Raw genomic sequence first — 17,437 nt, 5'->3', positions numbered from 1 at the left:
TGCTTCCCTATTCCTGAGGCTCGTTGTCGATCTCGGCGTGCTTCGAGTCGAGAAACAGACGCCAAGGATCGTTGCCGATGTGGTACTTCAGCTTTGAAGACTGTTTGGTGAACGTACGCCCCGTATACCCTGCTTCGTCGAGCATGCCGCTATCAACGATCCGCCCGGTTGAGTCTTTCACCGCATACGGAATATGGTGCAAGGGAAGCGAGAATTCCTTGCCGAGCAGCGGACTGACATCGAGCCGTTGGCTGAACATTTCAACGCCAGCGGGGACGGGCAATTGCGGAACCGGCAGATTCAGAGACTGCGCTCCCTGCTTCTGAATGGTGAGTACTTTCAGGAATAGGTCGCCCGGGCCGCCCAGTGTGATATTGCCGTCCGCGATCTTGATGAACGCCCCGCCACACTCGAGAATGAGTTCTTTCGCGGCGGAGAGATTCACCTTTCCGTTCGCACTGGCGATGCTTACATCCTTCTCTGCCGTGAGTGCCATGGCGTTGCTCTGCGCCTGCAACTCGACTGGCCCCTTAGCCGCAAAGATCTTGATTCCAAGCTTCTGCGCGAACAACGAGACCGCCTCGCCCGCGGCCGCCGTGAAACGCTTCATCACGCTGAAGTCAGCGTTCTTGCCAGCCACCGCCGAGATACTCTCCTTCGCAGCCATCTGCACGCCGCCGCCTGCCACGACGCCGATCGAGGCCGGCGCACTCGCCAGTAAGCCCGGCTGCTTCAGCCCGTCGAACTCGTCCTTCATCTGCTGTTGCGCATCCGTGTCGGCCGGCATCGCCTTGGCCGTACGCGCCGCGTCGCCCAGCGACTTCGCCAACGCCAGCGCCTGCTCCAGTTGCGCGATCGTCTCCTGCATGTCGAGTTGCTTCCCGCTCGCACCCGGGCGGTCGTAGGCCGTCAGATGCAGCCCCTTGCCCGCGCGCTCGACACCGTGACCCGACGTGCGCAGTTCGAAACCCTCACCGCGCCGCTCCAGTTTCTCGTCGACCAGATAGCCCAGGTCCAGGTGGCTCGTGCCGGAGTGTTCCGTGCTAAGCTTGACGCCCTCCTGCCCCGCCCAGTCCTCCATCCGCAGTTTGTTGTTCGACTGCGTGCGGATCACGTTGCGCGACAGCCAGCGTCGATCGCTCGTCACCAGATCGCGCGCCTGACTGTGATGATGGAAGCCGATGATCTCCGGCTTGTCGGGGTCCGCGTCCCGGAACGCGATCACCACTTCGTCGTTGTCCAGCGCCGGGAAATGGAAACCCGTCTGCAGCTTGCCTGCGAACGGCTTGGCGAGCCGCAGCGGCACGCTTTCCCCGCCCGCCGGCCAGTCCGCGAAGTCCACGTCGAACCGGACCGTGTAGTAGCCTGCCGCGGTCAGGTAAGCGTATTTGTACTTGTCGGGGCTCGTCACCCGAGCGCTCAGCGTCCCGGCAATCTTCGGCCACTTCGCTTCTTCGAGTTTGAGCCGGAAGCGCCGATTAGCGGGAATTGCGGTGTAGCTGTTCGAGTAAGCCCGATCGCGCGCGCCGCGATGCGTCACTTCGATCACCACCTGTCCGTCGGATGCATCGGGCAATACCGTGTCGAGATTCAGCACGCGCCCGGCCTGCAGCGCCAGCACGTTGCTCTCACCTTCGTACACGACCTGCCATGCGATCGCCGCTTCATGGCGCAGTTGCGCCTCCCACTTCGCGCCCGCCTGATCGAGATGGTGAGTGCCGTAGACGTAGGTCTGGCCGTACGTGGTCGGATCCTGCGGTGCAACGTTTGCGTCGTCCCGGAAACGCTCCCACGCCTGCTCGGGGTTGTAGTCGGCCACGACAAACGACTGCGGGACGACAACCGCGTGAGTTCTAAGCGCCGTCACAGCCTCCGTACCGGTCGCTTCGAGCCCGGCCACCTCGCGGTACGGAACCGTGAGGTGCGGGTCCCACAGGTAATGATCAATGTCGTCGGCGAACACGACCTGATCGCCATGCTCGGTCTCGACGATGTAGCTGTAGATACCGGCCTTCTGCATCAGCATCTGCACATACGACAGGTCGTCGAGCTTGTACTGGAAGCGGAACAGGTGCTTCGGATACTCGCGGCGCAGCCGGAATGCGAACTGGTGGCCTTCCAAGCCATGGCTGCGCAGCACTGCCTCGATGATCTGCGGCGTCGTCTGGTGCTGGTAGATGCGGCTGGTGCTCACCGCTTCCAGTCGCGCGAAGTGCGACTTCAGTACGATCTCGTACTTGGTGAAGTCAGCCGTGGTCTGCAGCGTCGAGAAGCGTTCGATGAAGCCAGAGAATCTGCGCGGCACCCCGTCGTCGGAAACGATCGTGCAAGCCGCGTCGCGGTTCAGGTAGTCAGTGCGTGCGAGTTGCAGCGGATGCGTGAGCACGGCGCGCACCTCGGTCGGCGCACCCATCCGCTCGACGGCCTTCACCGACACCACGGACAGCGCGGCCGCCGAGTCCGTGCCCGGCACTTCGAAGAAATACGCCTGACGCCCCGGCACGCCGGTCAGGTTCGACACGAACCGCTTCGCGTCATCAAACAGGCTCGACATTGTTATAACCCCGTATCCAAATAGCACTGTTCGCACCGCCGTCGCAGGCAGTTTCATTCCTAGGTGCGCAATGCATGGATTAAGCGACAAACGATAGCCGCACGAACCCTGTCTCGGGAAGTGCCAGCCCCGATTATTCAGCGGAATTGTTGTATTTGGCTGAAGTCTGACAATTGTTGACGTATACCGCTATTTTTGAGAAGCCTCGCATGCTACCGCGAACATCAATCAAACCGAATCTGACTAAAAATTAAATTCGACCAATACAATTTGCGATTCCAATACATTCACTCAGTCAGACCCATTGAATATTTCCCGGCGAGACAGTGGTTCCCCTTCTCCAATCGTGGTCGTCATTCATCCCTTAAGGCCCAATCGCAACGATCGTTCTAACGACAAGAGATGTGACGGTGCGCCCGACCACAGCGGCGAGCGCATCAACACTCACGAATAAAAAGTACGTGCCAACTGAAGCATGCGAAAGTACCGGGTCGGAGTAACCAGGCACGAGGACGATTCTCAGCCGACTCAATTGCTACCGCCGTGACAAGCACCCATAGCGTCGCCGCTCATGCACCAAGCCATTGCCAATAGTGATGCAACACGTTCCCCTCCAGACCTGTGAGGCTCGGAGCAATTTCGCCCGCACGAAAGCGCCGCTCAAGTTCGACATGTGTGACGTCTGCGTCTACCGATCCCATCCTCATCGTTCGAGCGACCCAGAGACCGTCGCGAGGGCAAGAGTCGCCGGGCTTGCATCGCGTAGATAGCGCCAAGTCGGCATCCCACACCCAGTGTTCAAATGGGCGGTCAAGAGTTGGGGCTTGCTCGCCTTTGCTCAAACCCCGGACGAACTGGCCGCGCTCGCCGGTAATCGCCACCTTGCGGTAATATCCCGGTTCTGCAACGGTTGCGCCTGGGCCAACTGACTGCGACGACATTTTTTCCCGCTGCCGCGCTTCGAAGTCTTTCCACTCGTTCGGTGTCGCCGGATAGTCAGTGTCGAACGTAAAATTAGGAGCACGGGCAGAATTCGAACTGAAATTGACGCGACTCAAGTTCGGCGCATCACCCTCCGTTGTCATGGTCGTGACGACTAATACGCTGAACTTGTAAGTACCCTTCGGGATTTTTTGGTCGGGTGCAACGAGGAATTTGAACTCGACCGCCCCTCCGGCTGGAATAGTTACAAACGTCCCGCGGCCTCCCATAGGAAGCTCTTCGGTTCTGATTGAGAGATCCGACTTGTTATATAGCCGACGACCAACGAGACTTGCTTTCCATAAATCACCTCCGCCAACTCGCCTTCCGCCAATGTCAAGCCGTTCTTGCCAATTCTTTTCCCACTCGTCCGGCGTTCGCATACTAATCCCATACTGACCAGCATTGGAAAATTTCACCGTAACCAAGAAATCTTCACGCTCTCTGCGAACCGCGGATACAGATGCACCCACTTTAACGACAACCTGCCCGGAGCTAATGTAGTCGGTCAGTAATTTTTGATACAAGCCAAACGACTCAATTGCCAGATCGCGAGGAAGATCGGTAAGACGACCCTGGTGCTCCGTCATTTCTCCGTTTCGCATACAACGAATCGAGTAGACATTCAGTGTGTCTGGGGGCAAATCCTTCGACGACGGCCCACCAATCCTTTGACATATTTTCTTGAAAACGTCGCTCGCACTTTTGAGATCATCAGCCGACAGAATGCTATCGACGACCCCGGCCCCGTCAAAATTCTTGTCGAATGCATTCGACAAACTAACGCGCACCTTTCCAGAAGAAATCCATATCCCGACAGCGTTTGTGCCAACCTGGTGATCGCCAATAATGCTAATGGATAGCCTTTCGCCGTTGACGTCACGAGGACTTGCATTGGTTATCGCTTGCAGCATTATAATTCCATAAAAAAAGCTTACGACGATTAATCTGAATGCGCGATGGAAATTTATAGCCCCTCTGGCATCAAACATCGTACCCAACCCTCCATTTTCTCCACGTCTTCTTGCCGTCCGGAGTCCGGACCGGCTTTCTTTCTCCGGTCAACTCGCAGAAGTGTCGCCTGATGTATTCCAAATAATAGGGATGCACTGTCGCGCTTGGTGATGCCTTGTCGCTCATCGACGCTTGGATATTGCACCCGCCACCCATTACGTTTGTTTTTGAGGCAATTTGCCACGTTTCCCTTCCATCGTTGCGCAAACCGACATCAAAATCCAATTTCTTATCTTTGATGTACTGCTCATGCACCCATCCTCCATACTTCCAATACTCATCTGGGTAGTTGAAAAGATGACCGCATTCGTGCGCGATCACATTTGTCTCATATGGCATATCCTTCCAAACTACACTCTGGTCAGGCAGCGCCTCGGGGTACATAATTCCCTCCCCCCATGATCCAGAATCTGCTCGCTGCGTTCGGGGAAACAGATGAATTGTTTTATGGATTTTCTTACCACCACCGACTTTCTCCCCCTTAACGCTCAGCAGCAAGTTCACCTTAAACACAACCGAGACTCGGCATCCACAAGCCGCATCCCGTGAGCATCCATTTAAAATCAGTTTGCTCTTATGCCCATTGAGAACAGCCTCAATCTGACGAGCTTTGGCATTGATGTCAAAATTCTCCCCAGTCCCCTCGCGATATTTCATAACATAGCCGTTCATCGGCTTGTCTACTCCACACGCCACAAGGAATGAATGTTTGTCGTGATCAAACGGGCGGGATTCAAGCTTGCCATCTTCGCCTGGCACAGGCTTCCCAGAGCCATCGCATTTGAACAATTCAACAGGAATGACCTGCACGCGCACCGCTGCATAAAGCGTCTTTTTCTCAGGGTCATATGACAACTCAAATGCCGTGTCTAGCTGTGCCCCGGATAACGTTTGGGCGTCGGGCCATGCATTCTTGTGGCTATCCAAGCCGTAGTACTCTACTGTTTCGGTCGAATCTGTGCGCTCTTCTGTGAACGCTGGCGTGTGCCAGTCGCATACGACGGGTGTCTCCAGCTTAATAGGCGTGCCGGCATCATCCGCCAGCGGCTTTTTCGGTTCATGCGCCGATTCGTTGTCAGCAGGTAACGCAGCAGGTTTCGCCCGCGCGTCGTGTGCTATTGCCTCCGCACTCGGTACATCAGGTTTCGTAGTGACAGCGGGCTGCGAGTTTGGTTGTTGCTTTTGCGGGCGCGGCGCCGGAGCTTCGGCGCTTACAGCCGCGGGATTGCCGAGTTGATTCCAGTCGGAAGCCTTTGGCGTTGGCTGCGTTGATTCCGTGTTATCCGAATCGATCGGACGACGCCACGCGTCGCAGGCGAACGTAAACGGCACTACGGTTGTCGAAAACGCCGGTGCCGCCAGGTGCATCTGTGCCTTGCCTTGCTGCTGAATCGTGATGACCTTCAGGAACAAATCGAGCGGACCGCCCACGGTAATATTTTCGTCCTTGAGCTGAATGAATGCGCCGCCACTACCAAGCGTCAGTTCAGTTTCGGCTCGAACGAAAACAGCGCCGTTGACACTTGTCACGGTCAAGTCTTTGTCTGCTACCAATGACATTGGTCCATTATGGGCTTGTACTTCGACCGGCCCCTTAGCCGCAAAGATCTTGATTCCAAGCTTCTGCGCGAACAACGAGACCGCCTCGCCCGCGGCCGCCGTGAAACGCTTCATCACGCTGAAGTCAGCGTTCTTGCCAGCCACCGCCGAGATACTCTCCTTCGCAGCCATCTGCACGCCGCCGCCTGCCACGACGCCGATCGAGGCCGGCGCACTCGCCAGTAAGCCCGGCTGCTTCAGCCCGTCGAACTCGTCCTTCATCTGCTGTTGCGCATCCGTGTCGGCCGGCATCGCCTTGGCCGTACGCGCCGCGTCGCCCAGCGACTTCGCCAACGCCAGCGCCTGCTCCAGTTGCGCGATCGTCTCCTGCATGTCGAGTTGCTTCCCGCTCGCACCCGGGCGGTCGTAGGCCGTCAGATGCAGCCCCTTGCCCGCGCGCTCGACACCGTGACCCGACGTGCGCAGTTCGAAACCCTCACCGCGCCGCTCCAGTTTCTCGTCGACCAGATAGCCAAGATCGAGATGGCTCGTACCCGAATGCTCAGTGCTGAGCTTGACGCCCTCCTGCCCCGCCCAGTCCTCCATCCGCAGTTTGTTGTTCGACTGCGTGCGAATCACGTTGCGCGACAGCCAGCGGCGATCGCTCGTCACCAGATCGCGCGCCTGACTGTGATGGTGGAAGCCGATGATCTCCGGCTTGTCGGGGTCCGCGTCCCGGAACGCGATCACCGCTTCATCGTTGTCCAGCGCCGGGAAGTGGAAGCCCGTCTGCAACTTGCCCGCGAAGGGCTTTGCCAGCCGCAGCGGCACGCTTTCCCCGCCTGCCGGCCAGTCCGCGAAGTCCACGTCGAATCGGACCGTGTAGTAGCCCGCCGCGGTCAGGTAAGCGTATTTGTACTTGTCGGGGCTCGTCACCCGAGCGCTCAGCGTCCCGGCAATCTTCCGCCACTTCGCGTCTTCGAGCTGGAGCCGGAAGCGCCGGTTAGCGGGAATCGCCTTATAGCTGTTCGTATAGGCCCGATCGCGCGCGCCGCTATGCGTCACCTCGATCACGACTTGACCGTCCGGCGCGTCAGGCAGTGCGGCGTCCAGATTCAGCACGCGCCCCGGCTGAAGTGCCAGTACGTTGCTCTCACCTTCGTACACCACCTGCCACGCGATCGCCGCTTCATGGCGCAGTTGCGCCTCCCATTTCGCGCCGTCCTGATCGAGGTGATTCGTACCGTAGACGTACGGCCGCCCATAGGTAGTCTGGTCCTGCGGCGCGACGTTCGCCTCGTCTTTGAACCGCTCCCACGCCTGCTCGGGGTTGTAATCGGCCACGACAAACGACTGCGGCACGGTCACCGTATGCGTCTTGAGTGCGGTCACCGCCTCGGCGCCGGTCGCCTCCAGCCCCGCAGTCTCGCGATACGCCGCAGTCAAGTGCGGGTCCCACTGGTAATGGTCGACGTCGTCGGCAAACACCGCCTGATCGCCATGCTCGGTCTCGACGATGTAGCTGTAGATGCCGGCCTTCTGCATCAGCATCCGCACATACGACAGGTCGTCGAGCTTGTACTGGAAGCGGAACAGGTGCTTCGGATACTCGCGGCGCAGCCGGAATGCGAACTGGTGGCCTTCCAAGCCATGGCTGCGCAGCACTGCCTCAATGATCTGCGGCGTCGTCTGGTGCTGGTAGATACGGCTGGTGCTCACCGCTTCCAGTCGCGCGAAGTGCGACTTCAGCACGATCTCGTACTTGGTGAAGTCCGCGGTGGTCTGCAGCGTCGAGAAGCGCGCGATAAAACCGGAGAAACGATGTGGCACACCATCGTCAGGCACGATCGTGCAGACCGCGTCGCGATTCAGATAGTCAGTGCGGGCCAGCTGCAGCGGATGCGTGAGCACCACTCGCACCTCGGTGGGATATCCCATCCGCTCGACCGCCATCACCGACACGACCGAGAGTGCAACTGCGCTCTCGGTCCCCGGCACCTCGAAGAAATATGCCTGGCGCCCCGACACCCCGGTCAAGTCCGATACGAACCGCCTCGCATCGTCAAACAGGTTCGACATTGTTGTAACCCCGTATCCAGATAGCGCTGCCAAACACCCGCATCGCGCTCAGAGCCGAGGAAGAACAGTAACTACACTCGCCCTTGTCGTGGAAGAGCGAGCGTGCATTATTCAGGCCGTTTGTTGTATTTGTCCGAAGTCTGACAATTGTTCACGTATTTCGCTATTTTTAAGATGTTCGCCATGCTATATGTCGCATTCCTCTGTTATCCGGCCATGCCAGATGCAACGTCCGATGAGTGAAGGCGCTCAGTGCGACCAATACACCGACGCCAAATTATCTTCAGAAATGCGCATAAATACGATTGCGTGCATCGATTCCGATTTGATCGATTGGTATCTGGCTGAATTGGACGATCAACTCGGCAGACAGCTCGACGCCATCCTCCACCACTGCGCATTTCAGACACTCGAATCGACGTGGCGCGGCCTGCAATTCCTGGTGGATCGGACTGATTTTCGACAAAACGTCAAAATCGAGGTGCTTGATGTCTCGAAAGAAGCGCTGCGTCAAGACTTCGAAGATGCACCGGACATCATCCAGAGTGGCCTGTTCCGGCTGACATACGTCGGCGAATACGACATGCCGGGCGGGCAGCCCATCGCCGCGATCGTCTCGGCCTTTGAATTCGATCACGGCGGCCCGGACATCGCACTATTGCGCAATATCTCGAAAGTCGCGGCCGCGGCCCATATGCCGTTCATCGGCGCCGTCTCGCCTGCGTTCTTCGGGAAAACCACGATGGAAGCCGTCGCAGGCATCCGCGATCTGCCGAGCTGGTTCGAGCGGGCCGAATACCTGAAGTGGAAAGGCTTCCGTGAAACTGAGGATGCACGCTACATCGCGCTCACAATGCCGCGATTCCTTGCACGTTTGCCGTACGGATTCGATACGATGCCCGTGCGCGCATTCAATTACACCGAGAATGTCAGGGAATCTGGTCGCAGCGCATATCTGTGGACAAGCGCGGCGTTCGCTTTTGCGGTCAATATCGTGCGCAGCTTCGTACGAAACGGTTGGTGTGTGCAGATTCGCGGCCCGCAAGCGGGTGGCGTCATCAATGACATTCCCGCGCATCGGTACGACCTCGGCGCCGGGCAACTGGGTAAGATTTCCACGGACGCATTGATTTCGGAAACACGCGAGAATGAATTCGCCGATATCGGCCTAATTCCCCTTTCGTATACCCGCAATCACGATCAAACGTGTTTCTTCTCGGCGCATTCAACGCAACGGCCGCGATCTTACGATGCACGCGACGCCTCCGCGAATAGCCGGATCAATGCCCGTTTACCGTACATCTTCTTGCTGTCACGGATCGCACATTACCTGAAGCTCATCCAGCGCGAAAACATCGGCACGACGCGCGATAGCCGATTGCTGGAGCTCGAGCTGAATACCTGGATTAAATCGCTTGTCACGGAAATGACCGATCCCGGCGATGAACTTCAGGCGGCACACCCGCTGCGGCAGGCCAAGGTCACGGTCGAGGACATCGAGGACAACCCGGGGTTCTTCCGCATCAAGCTGTTCATCGTCCCGCATTTTCAGATCGAGGGCGTCGACATCAACCTCTCCCTGGTTTCGCAGATGCCGAAAGCGAAACATTGAACGCGTTCCGTCGCGCACCTCTACACCGCTACTTCCATTCCAGAACAACCAACAAGATGAAGATAACCAGACCGCTGTGGGCCAAGGGGATTTTCATGACGCCGCAGCACTTCCAGCAGCAGGCGATATGGGAACAATACGTCCATGACCGTGTAGCCCGTATCGCAAGCCCCGACGCTTGGGGTGCCGTCCACGTTGCGCTCGACAGCGAAGCACTGAGCGTCAATCGACTGCAGTGCACGGCGCTCGGGCTGCGCCTGCCGGACGGTACGCTGATCGATAGTGAAACGGCCGACTGGCTTCCTGCGGCACGCAGTCTCGACGACGTGCCGACAACGGTCGACAGCGTGACCGTGCTTGCTGGTGTAGCACTGATGGACGCTCAGGGCGGCAACTGCGTCGAACCCGGCGAAAAGCCTGCGCGGCCGCGGCGCGTGACCCGCGAATACAAGCACGTTGCCGATCTGAACGGCGACGGACAGGAAGAAATCAGCGTCGAGCGCAACGTGGTAGCCCTTCTGTTCGACTTCGAGCAGGCCGGAGACTACGTCACCTGTCCGATCGCGCGGCTCGTGCGCACGCCACAAGGGCGGTTCGAACAGGACAAGAGCTTCGTCCCGCCGTGCCTGTTCCTGTCGGCGAGCGATCGCCTCGTGCATCGCGCGCAGCGCATCTCCGAAATCCTGTCTGCCAAGAGCGCCAGCCTTGCAGTGCGCCGCAAAGAGCGCTCGGATCAGATCGCCGATTTCGCCGTGTCCGACGTGGCGCTCTTCTGGCTGTTACATAGCGTGAATAGCACCTGGCCCGAACTCGCCCGTCTCGTACAGGCGCCGGACCAGCATCCGGAACGGCTCTACGCCGTGCTCGCCCGCTTGGCCGGCTCACTGCTGACGTTCTCTACGACCGAGTCGCTCCAGGCGATTCCGCTATACGATCACCACGCGCCGGAGCCGATGTTTGCCGAGCTCGAATCGCTGATCAGAACACTGCTCGACGCCGTGATTCCGTCCCGAGTCGTGCCGATTGCACTCGAGCGCGTGCGCGCGACCACATGGCTCGGCCGAATCAACGACGAGCGGCTGACGGAAGGCGCTGAATACTATCTGTCGGTTCAGGCCGCCATGCCCGCACACGCCCTCATCGAGCACCTGCCGCGCCTCTGCAAGGTCGGCGCACCGGACGAAGTCGAGCAGATCGTCAATTCCGCACTGCTCGGCATCGCACTGCGACCGATGTCGCGCCTGCCTGCCGCGATTCCCGTGCGGATAGAAAACCAGTACTTCGCGCTGGACAGCAACGATGCCGCGTTCAAGCGGATGATCGACGCGCATGCCTGCCAGATCTACGTGCCGGCGTCGATTCCTGAAGCGTCGCTCGAGCTGTATGCGGTATTGCCGTCATGAGTGCGGTGACGATGGCAGATTCGCCCCTGCTCCCGGTTGCGTTACGCGACACGGCACGCACGGTCACCGCACTGGCCGAAGAGCCGCTTTCGTTCGACGCGCTTCGAGGCCAATGCAACACGCAGATCGACCAACTGCGCTCCGATCTGGGCTTGCGAGGCCTCCCGGATCACGGGATCAACGATGCGGTCTACGCGCTGTGCGCGCTGCTCGACGAGGCCGCATTGAAGCACCTCACGGGAGAAGCTCGCGAAAGCTGGGAGAAGCGGCCGCTCCAGGAGGAACGTTTCTCGAGAAACGATGCCGGCGAGGAATTGGTACGACGCATCGAGGATCGCTTGCTCGAGCCACGGTCGCCGCGGGTGCTACTTGCGATATTCGCCGCGGTGCTGTCGCTTGGCTTCACCGGACGGTTTGCGATGGACGGGAGTACAGCGCGTGCGGCGCTTATTCGCACCCTCGACGAACGACTCGGGCGCACGACCGCAGCGGAGGACAACCACGCAGCGCCTGCTTCGATCGTGGTGAACCGCACCAACGCCCGCCCGCTGCGCATTTCTCCGCTGACTTGGGTGGTCGCCTCGTGCGTCGCCGTCGGCGTCGCCTGGTTCATGGTCGATCGATGGTTCATCGCGTCGATTGCTCAGCTGGCACGATAGAGGAGATTGGCCATGTGGACAGGTCCTGGGTTGTTCGAGCGAATCACCGGACATTTTGCGGACGGTTCGGCAGTAGACGACTTCGCCGCGGAGGTTCAGGTCTTTCTTTCGGTTCGCGACAATATCGAGCGCATCTTGAACAGCCGACGCGGATCGCTCGCTCATCTACCGGACTACGGGCTGGACGACCTATCGGCGATCTATCGGCATCTGCCGTCCTCCGCGCACAAGCTCCAGCGCGCGATCGAGGCCACCCTGCTCGCCTACGAACCGCGGCTCAAGAAGGTGGAAATCGAAATTCATCCGCCCGAACCAGGCATGTTGATCAGCTTCACGATGGCTTGTCATTTGCATCGCGAAGGCTTGGTCCGCTTCGGCACGAATTTCATGCCGGACGGTAAGACCCGCCTGCGCATGCTCCAGGCTGCACTGGATCGGTACTGACTCCCCCATGGCACCGGTGAAGAACAAATGAGCAAGATCATGATGGCCCTGAAGGGCAATACGACCACGACCGGTGGTGTCGTGCTTGACGGTGACGGGGCCATGCTGGATGACGGCGTGCCGCTCGCAAAACATATGGGGCTGGCGTCATGCCCGCGCTGCGGTCAGAACGGGCCCATTTTCGGAACGGCATTGAGCTGGGGACTGACGAGCACGCGGGGCGTGCGCGACAACGACATCGTGATGTGCCGATGCCCGCCCGGGACCAACCGCGTCATCGCACGCTCGACCATTTACGACGAGTAGACGACGCTCCGATCGCGGCCTTCGGAGAAATCCGATCGACGAGCCGCACACGCGAGGACGGTGCGGATGAACGCGTTCTACCGAATCGCGCCTTCTTCCTCGCCGAAGTCCTGCGCCTGATCGGCACCATTCCATACTCCGCCGGCAGCGACGAGTCGGTCGCGCGTTCGTGCGGCATCTGCCGGGATAACCAGGGCAGAATCTCGGATGACTGCCGCATGCGGCCAGACACTCTCCCACGGCCCGCAAGCCACCGAGCCCGACACACGCGACACCCCCCACCCCCTCCCCACCCAGCATTCCCCCCAATCTCCTACACTGTCTATTCCCGACGAGCGGCGCACGGCCGCCCTTCCCGCCATCGCGATGCGCACGTCACGCGGCGCATCGCCCGACAGGAGCACCGGATGCGATACGAACTCTATTACTGGCCCGAAATCCAGGGCCGCGGCGAATACGTGCGGCTCGCGCTCGAAGCGGCCGACGCCGACTACGTCGACGTCGCGCGCGAAACGGGCCGCGGCATGGGCGTGTCCGCGATGACGCGGATGATGGACAGCACGAAGGCCGAATGCGTGCCGTTCGCGCCGCCGTTCCTGAAAGCCGGCGACGTAGTCGTCGGGCAGACCGCGAACATCCTGCTGTTCCTCGGCCCGCGGCTCGGGCTCGCGCCCGACGACGAAGCCGGCCGGCTGTGGGTTCACCAGTTGCAGTTGACGGTCGCCGATTTCGTCACCGAAATCCACGACACGCATCACCCGATCGGCAGCGGCCTGTACTACGAAGATCAAAAGGCGGAGGCCGCCGAGCGCGCGGCCGATTTCATCGCCCACCGGCTACCTAAATTCCTCGGCTACTTCGACCGCGTCCTCGCGCAGAATCCACACGACAGCGGCTACATCGCGGGCGACGCGTTGAGCTACGCGGATCTGTCGATGTTCCAGCTGATCGAAGGCCTGCGCTACGCGTTCCCGAACGCGATGAAGCATGCAGCGCGCAAAGTCGGCGGCCTCGTCGCGCTGCACGATCGCGTCGCCGAGCATCCGGGCGTCGCGCGCTATCTGGCATCGGAGCGCCGCATCGCGTTCAACGAGATGGGGATCTTCCGGCACTACCCCGAGCTCGACAGCTAGCGGCGCATGTCGCGTCAGTCGCCGTAGCGATAGCGGTTGCGCATCGCGTCCAGCGGATTGCCGTCGGCCAGCACGCCGCCGAGGCTGTGGATCACCGCGCTCGCCGCGTTGATCGCCGTCTGCACCGCGCCCTCGATCCAGCCGCCCGTAAACGAGCAGCAGCAGCCGGCCAAGTAAATGCCACGGTCCGTCGAAGGCTCGGCGGCCGTCTGGAACTGGTAGAACAGCGCCTGCGAATGGATGTCCTCGCCCGGATAGTTCAGCTTGAACGCGCCGAGCGCATAGCGGTCCGACAGCCAGTCGTGGCTCGTCACGTTGCGCGCGTAATCGTCGTCGAGCGGACGCAGGTGTGCGGCGAACGCCGGCGACACGACACCGATCTCGGCCACGAGGCGCTGGAACCGTTCGACCTTGTCCGTGAGCGACAGGATCTTGTGCGAATCGTCTTCCCACGTGTAGCTGATCAGCACGACGCCGTGCGCGTCGCAATCGTCGGGCGCGTAGTCGAGGCAGTAGATGCCGCGCGCCAGCGTGTCGGTCTGGATGTTGTGCGGCAGCCCGTGCTTGAGCCAGAACTTGTCGCGGGTCAGCACGAACAGCTTCGACGAACTGACCATGTGCGTATCGTTGATCGCGCGCACGACCTCGGGCGCGAACAGGTTCGCGATGCCGGTGATGCCCATGCCGACCTGCATCGCCCGCGTCGTCGTCGCGACGATCACGCGGTCGAACACCTGCGTCGTCCCATCGTCGAGCGTCAGCGCGAAGGTGCCGTCCGGCTGCTTCTCGACGCGCCGCACGGCCGCGTGCACGACGCGGTCGCGTACGCGCGCGGCTTGCCCGCCGTCGTCGAGCAACCGCTGCGCGAGCGCGAAGATGCCGGCCGGAATCAGCCGCTGGTCGACTTCGAGTTCGTTGACGACGATCCGCAGGATTTCGAGGAACGACGCGCGATAGACCGGCTGAAAACCGCCCGAGCCGATCCCGAGCGTGCCGAACAGCCGCAGGTCCTCGCTCCTGCGCCAGCGCACGCCGCCGGGCGGCGTCGCGCCCGTGAAGATCTTGACGATCGCCGAGTAGAACGACTCGTCGCCGAACCGGTCGATGTACTGCTGCCAGCCGCGACGCGCGTCGTCGTAGCAATGCGCGCGCAGCAGCGCCGTCAGCTCGGCCGGCGCGGGCAGCTGCGTGCCGTCGTCGAGCCGCACGCCGTCGCGTATGAACGCGCGCCAGCCGCGGTCGACGCGGTCGAACAGCGCAGGCGGGCGCTCGCCCGCGGGCCAGCGATACGCGTGCCCCTGGTAATGGATCTCGGTATCGACGACACCCGGATCGGGAAACGTCGACGAGCTGTCGATGCCGAACCGCTCGAGATAGTGGTACAGCGCGGCCTGCGATGGCGGGAAACGCATCGCGCCCATTTCGGCGAGCAGGTGCGGATGGTCGGGATTGATCGACTGCGACAGCAGCCGGCCGCCCACGCGCGCCGGGTTCGCCTCGAACACGACGAGCTGCCGCGCACCCGCGCGCAGCAGCTCGCACGCGGCGACGAGGCCGCCCACGCCGGCGCCGACGATCGCGATCCGCGCGTCGCGCGCGCCATCCGCCGGCAGCGTGCCGAGGTGTCCGCCGGTGCGGGCCAGGAAGGCGCCGTAGTCGTACAGCGTGTCGATGTACGGCAGCGTGCGCGACAGAAATTCAGGAGCGTTCATGGGATCGGGGTCGGTAAGGAGCGTGCGCGGCGCACGCGGTCACATCGGCAGCTGGATGCTGCCGAGCGGCGCGTCGGCATTGACGAGATCGACGCGCTTCACGTGGATGCGCAACGCGTCGTCGCGCACCGCCAGCGCGTGCGTGTACCAGCCGGCGAACAAGGTCTGCTCGTCGCGCCGTGTTTCGACGTAGTGAAACGGCGTGCGCAGCAGGTACGCGCCGTGATCGGGCTCAGCGCGATCGACCTGCGGCCGCTGCAGCAGATGATGACCGCGGCTCGCCGGCTGCTGCGAGAACGTGCGGCGCCCGCCGAGCCGCTCGATGCGGATGCGCAGCAGCAGCAGGTCCTCGTCCATCAGCGCGCCGTGCAGCTCGGTGTCGGGCTGATCCGGCGACAGCGGCATCCAGTAGCGCGCATCGTCCGCGTACATCGAGAGCCATTCGTCGTAGCGCCGCTCGTCGAGCAGGCGCGCCTCGCGATAGACGAACGCGACGAGCTCATCGTCACTGAATACGCGCATCGGCGGCCTCCTGCGTCGACGCGGGCGCGATGTAGCGCAGCCATGCGCGGAACTGGTTGCGGATCTGCTGCTCGCTGGTGCCGTTCGTCACGAACGTCGGCTGCGTGAACTCCTGCGGATCGAACAGACGACCGACGTGCACCCAGTCGCGCGACTGCGTCGCGAGCCCACGCTGCGCGCGCTCGTACATCTCGAGATCGTCGTGCGCGACGATCGACGTCGGCGCATTGATCAGGCGGTTGTACGCGAGCGTGCGCTCGAACAGCGAGTCGGGCGCGCCCACGAGCCGGAACGACCACGACTCGACCAGCGTGCGATCGACGGCGAGCGGCTTGAACACGCGCAGGATCTGGATCGGCCCCTTCACCATCGCATTCGGGAACAGCACGGTGTTGTGACGCACCTCGCCGAGAATGCGCGCGGCGCGCGCTTCACCATAGGCGGCGACCATCTTCTCGTGATAGCCGGGAATCGGCGTATAGCGCGCATGGATCGAATCGGCGGTGCCGGTATGCCCGTGCCCGTTGGGCCACACGCGCAGCCCCATCTGCTCGAAGAACGCGTGCGGCTGGATGAACGGCTCGAGCAGTTCGACCGCCATCGGCTTCGCGTGCTGCGCGCCGTCGCGCTCCCACACGCGCACGGCCGTGCCGGCCGACGATTCGTGCGCGACCATCGGATGACAGGTGTCGGTCTGGTTCTCGACCAGCATTTTCCAGTTGCAGCCGTGCACGTAGCGGAACACGCCGCCGGCGACTTCGACGCGCCCTTCCGGCGAACGGTCGACCAGATTGTCGAGCGACGACAGCGCGTCGCCGAAATACGCGTGAAAATCGACGCCGGACGGGTTCAGCCGGCAGAACACGAAGCCGCGATGGTCATGCACCGCGCCGACCGCCTGCATCCCCTTACTCGCCTCGCACGATGCGAAGCCCGTGTTCTCGTAGCCGCGCCGCAGCGGGATCGCGTAGAGGCTGCCGTCGGTCCGATACGACCACGCGTGATACGGGCAGCGGAAGAACGCGCCCGTGTTGCCGCACGCGTCCGTCACCAGCTGGGTGCCCTTGTGCGAGCAGCGATTGTGGAGCACCCGCACCGACCCGTCGTCGTGGCGCACCATCACGACCGGCTCCGCGCCGATCGTCGTCGTCACGTAGTCGCCCGTCCGCGGAATCTGGCTCGTGTGGCCGACGTAGACCCACGTGTTGCGGAACAGCTCGCGCATCTCCAGCTCGAAGATGCGCGGCGACAGATAGAGGTCCTTGTGCACCTCGGTGTCGCGCACGAGCGACGCCGGCTCGTCGATGAACGGTTGCGCCGTCATGCGTGCCTCCGGCTGCGCACGCGCGAACGCCGCGCGCCGGCGCGGCGCGCGGTGTCGATTGCTTTTGTTGTCATCTCTCAGGTTCTGCTCGATATGGCGCCCGGAAGCGCATGCGCGTGCCGCCGCACCGCGCGGCACGCGTCGTTGCGGGTAAC

At 61.4% G+C, this 17,437-nt stretch carries 11 protein-coding genes and 1 pseudogene; 6 read left to right on the top strand and 6 right to left on the bottom strand.

Going from position 1 to position 17,437, the window contains the following annotated elements; translation table 11 throughout:
- Positions 1 to 7: 7 nt before the first annotated feature.
- The 3 genes and pseudogenes from MBR110_RS16520 to MBR110_RS16510 all read right to left on the bottom strand — a co-directional run.
- Positions 8 to 2,554 carry a type VI secretion system Vgr family protein gene (locus tag MBR110_RS16520; protein ID WP_011881740.1) on the bottom strand — a complete coding sequence of 849 codons (2,547 nt, stop codon included), beginning with the start codon at positions 2,552 to 2,554 and terminating at the stop codon, positions 8 to 10.
- Between the two features lie 569 nt (positions 2,555 to 3,123).
- Complete coding sequence (locus MBR110_RS16515; protein WP_011881739.1) at positions 3,124 to 4,449, bottom strand: hypothetical protein; 1,326 nt, start codon at positions 4,447 to 4,449, stop codon at positions 3,124 to 3,126.
- Between the two features lie 1,450 nt (positions 4,450 to 5,899).
- Positions 5,900 to 8,167: pseudogene (locus tag MBR110_RS16510) on the bottom strand (type VI secretion system Vgr family protein); the annotation flags it as partial.
- Between the two features lie 289 nt (positions 8,168 to 8,456).
- Here MBR110_RS16510 and tssC point away from each other — a divergent pair.
- From tssC to MBR110_RS16480, 6 genes are all read left to right on the top strand, one after another.
- Complete coding sequence (gene tssC / locus MBR110_RS16505) at positions 8,457 to 9,779, top strand: type VI secretion system contractile sheath large subunit (RefSeq protein ID WP_014725205.1); 1,323 nt, start codon at positions 8,457 to 8,459, stop codon at positions 9,777 to 9,779.
- 56 nt (positions 9,780 to 9,835) lie between these two features.
- A complete protein-coding gene (gene tssK, locus MBR110_RS16500; RefSeq protein WP_011881735.1) occupies positions 9,836 to 11,182 on the top strand; it encodes a type VI secretion system baseplate subunit TssK in 1,347 nt (448 codons plus the stop codon).
- Positions 11,179 to 11,841, top strand: coding sequence for a DotU family type IV/VI secretion system protein (locus MBR110_RS16495; protein ID WP_011881734.1), 663 nt, complete (start codon positions 11,179 to 11,181; stop codon positions 11,839 to 11,841). The genes tssK and MBR110_RS16495 overlap by 4 nt, the downstream gene beginning before the upstream one ends.
- Before the next feature lie 12 nt (positions 11,842 to 11,853).
- Positions 11,854 to 12,285, top strand: a complete 432-nt coding sequence (gene tssE, locus MBR110_RS16490; RefSeq protein ID WP_011881733.1) for a type VI secretion system baseplate subunit TssE — start codon at positions 11,854 to 11,856, stop codon at positions 12,283 to 12,285.
- Between the two features lie 27 nt (positions 12,286 to 12,312).
- Entirely contained in the window at positions 12,313 to 12,591 is a 279-nt protein-coding gene (locus MBR110_RS16485) for a PAAR domain-containing protein (protein ID WP_011881732.1), read from the top strand.
- 407 nt (positions 12,592 to 12,998) lie between these two features.
- Entirely contained in the window at positions 12,999 to 13,724 is a 726-nt protein-coding gene (locus MBR110_RS16480; protein WP_011881731.1) for a glutathione S-transferase, read from the top strand.
- 14 nt (positions 13,725 to 13,738) lie between these two features.
- On the opposite strand, the gene MBR110_RS16475 is transcribed toward MBR110_RS16480, so the two are convergent.
- The 3 genes from MBR110_RS16475 to MBR110_RS16465 are packed head-to-tail and all read right to left on the bottom strand — an operon-like array spanning position 13,739 to position 17,282.
- Complete coding sequence (locus tag MBR110_RS16475; RefSeq protein ID WP_011881730.1) at positions 13,739 to 15,436, bottom strand: flavin monoamine oxidase family protein; 1,698 nt, start codon at positions 15,434 to 15,436, stop codon at positions 13,739 to 13,741.
- Positions 15,437 to 15,475: 39 nt separating this feature from the next.
- Complete coding sequence (locus tag MBR110_RS16470) at positions 15,476 to 15,958, bottom strand: aromatic-ring-hydroxylating dioxygenase subunit beta (protein ID WP_011881729.1); 483 nt, start codon at positions 15,956 to 15,958, stop codon at positions 15,476 to 15,478.
- Positions 15,942 to 17,282, bottom strand: coding sequence for a Rieske 2Fe-2S domain-containing protein (locus tag MBR110_RS16465; protein ID WP_059567414.1), 1,341 nt, complete (start codon positions 17,280 to 17,282; stop codon positions 15,942 to 15,944). The genes MBR110_RS16470 and MBR110_RS16465 overlap by 17 nt, the downstream gene beginning before the upstream one ends.
- Positions 17,283 to 17,437 lie beyond the last annotated feature (155 nt).

The sequence above is a fragment of the Burkholderia sp. MBR-1 genome (genome assembly GCF_013822785.1).
In the GTDB taxonomy this organism is placed as follows: domain Bacteria; phylum Pseudomonadota; class Gammaproteobacteria; order Burkholderiales; family Burkholderiaceae; genus Burkholderia; species Burkholderia vietnamiensis.
The sequence above is the reverse complement of the archived record's forward strand: the minus strand, read 5'-3'. Positions and strand labels throughout refer to the sequence as shown.

Coding starts and splice junctions, on each gene's coding strand:
- MBR110_RS16520 (WP_011881740.1), bottom strand. CDS start 2,554: ATGTCGAGCCTGTTTGATGACGCGAAGCGGTTCGTGTCGAACCTGACC.
- MBR110_RS16515 (WP_011881739.1), bottom strand. CDS start 4,449: ATGCTGCAAGCGATAACCAATGCAAGTCCTCGTGACGTCAACGGCGAA.
- tssC (WP_014725205.1), top strand. CDS start 8,457: ATGCGCATAAATACGATTGCGTGCATCGATTCCGATTTGATCGATTGG.
- tssK (WP_011881735.1), top strand. CDS start 9,836: ATGAAGATAACCAGACCGCTGTGGGCCAAGGGGATTTTCATGACGCCG.
- MBR110_RS16495 (WP_011881734.1), top strand. CDS start 11,179: ATGAGTGCGGTGACGATGGCAGATTCGCCCCTGCTCCCGGTTGCGTTA.
- tssE (WP_011881733.1), top strand. CDS start 11,854: ATGTGGACAGGTCCTGGGTTGTTCGAGCGAATCACCGGACATTTTGCG.
- MBR110_RS16485 (WP_011881732.1), top strand. CDS start 12,313: ATGAGCAAGATCATGATGGCCCTGAAGGGCAATACGACCACGACCGGT.
- MBR110_RS16480 (WP_011881731.1), top strand. CDS start 12,999: ATGCGATACGAACTCTATTACTGGCCCGAAATCCAGGGCCGCGGCGAA.
- MBR110_RS16475 (WP_011881730.1), bottom strand. CDS start 15,436: ATGAACGCTCCTGAATTTCTGTCGCGCACGCTGCCGTACATCGACACG.
- MBR110_RS16470 (WP_011881729.1), bottom strand. CDS start 15,958: ATGCGCGTATTCAGTGACGATGAGCTCGTCGCGTTCGTCTATCGCGAG.
- MBR110_RS16465 (WP_059567414.1), bottom strand. CDS start 17,282: ATGACGGCGCAACCGTTCATCGACGAGCCGGCGTCGCTCGTGCGCGAC.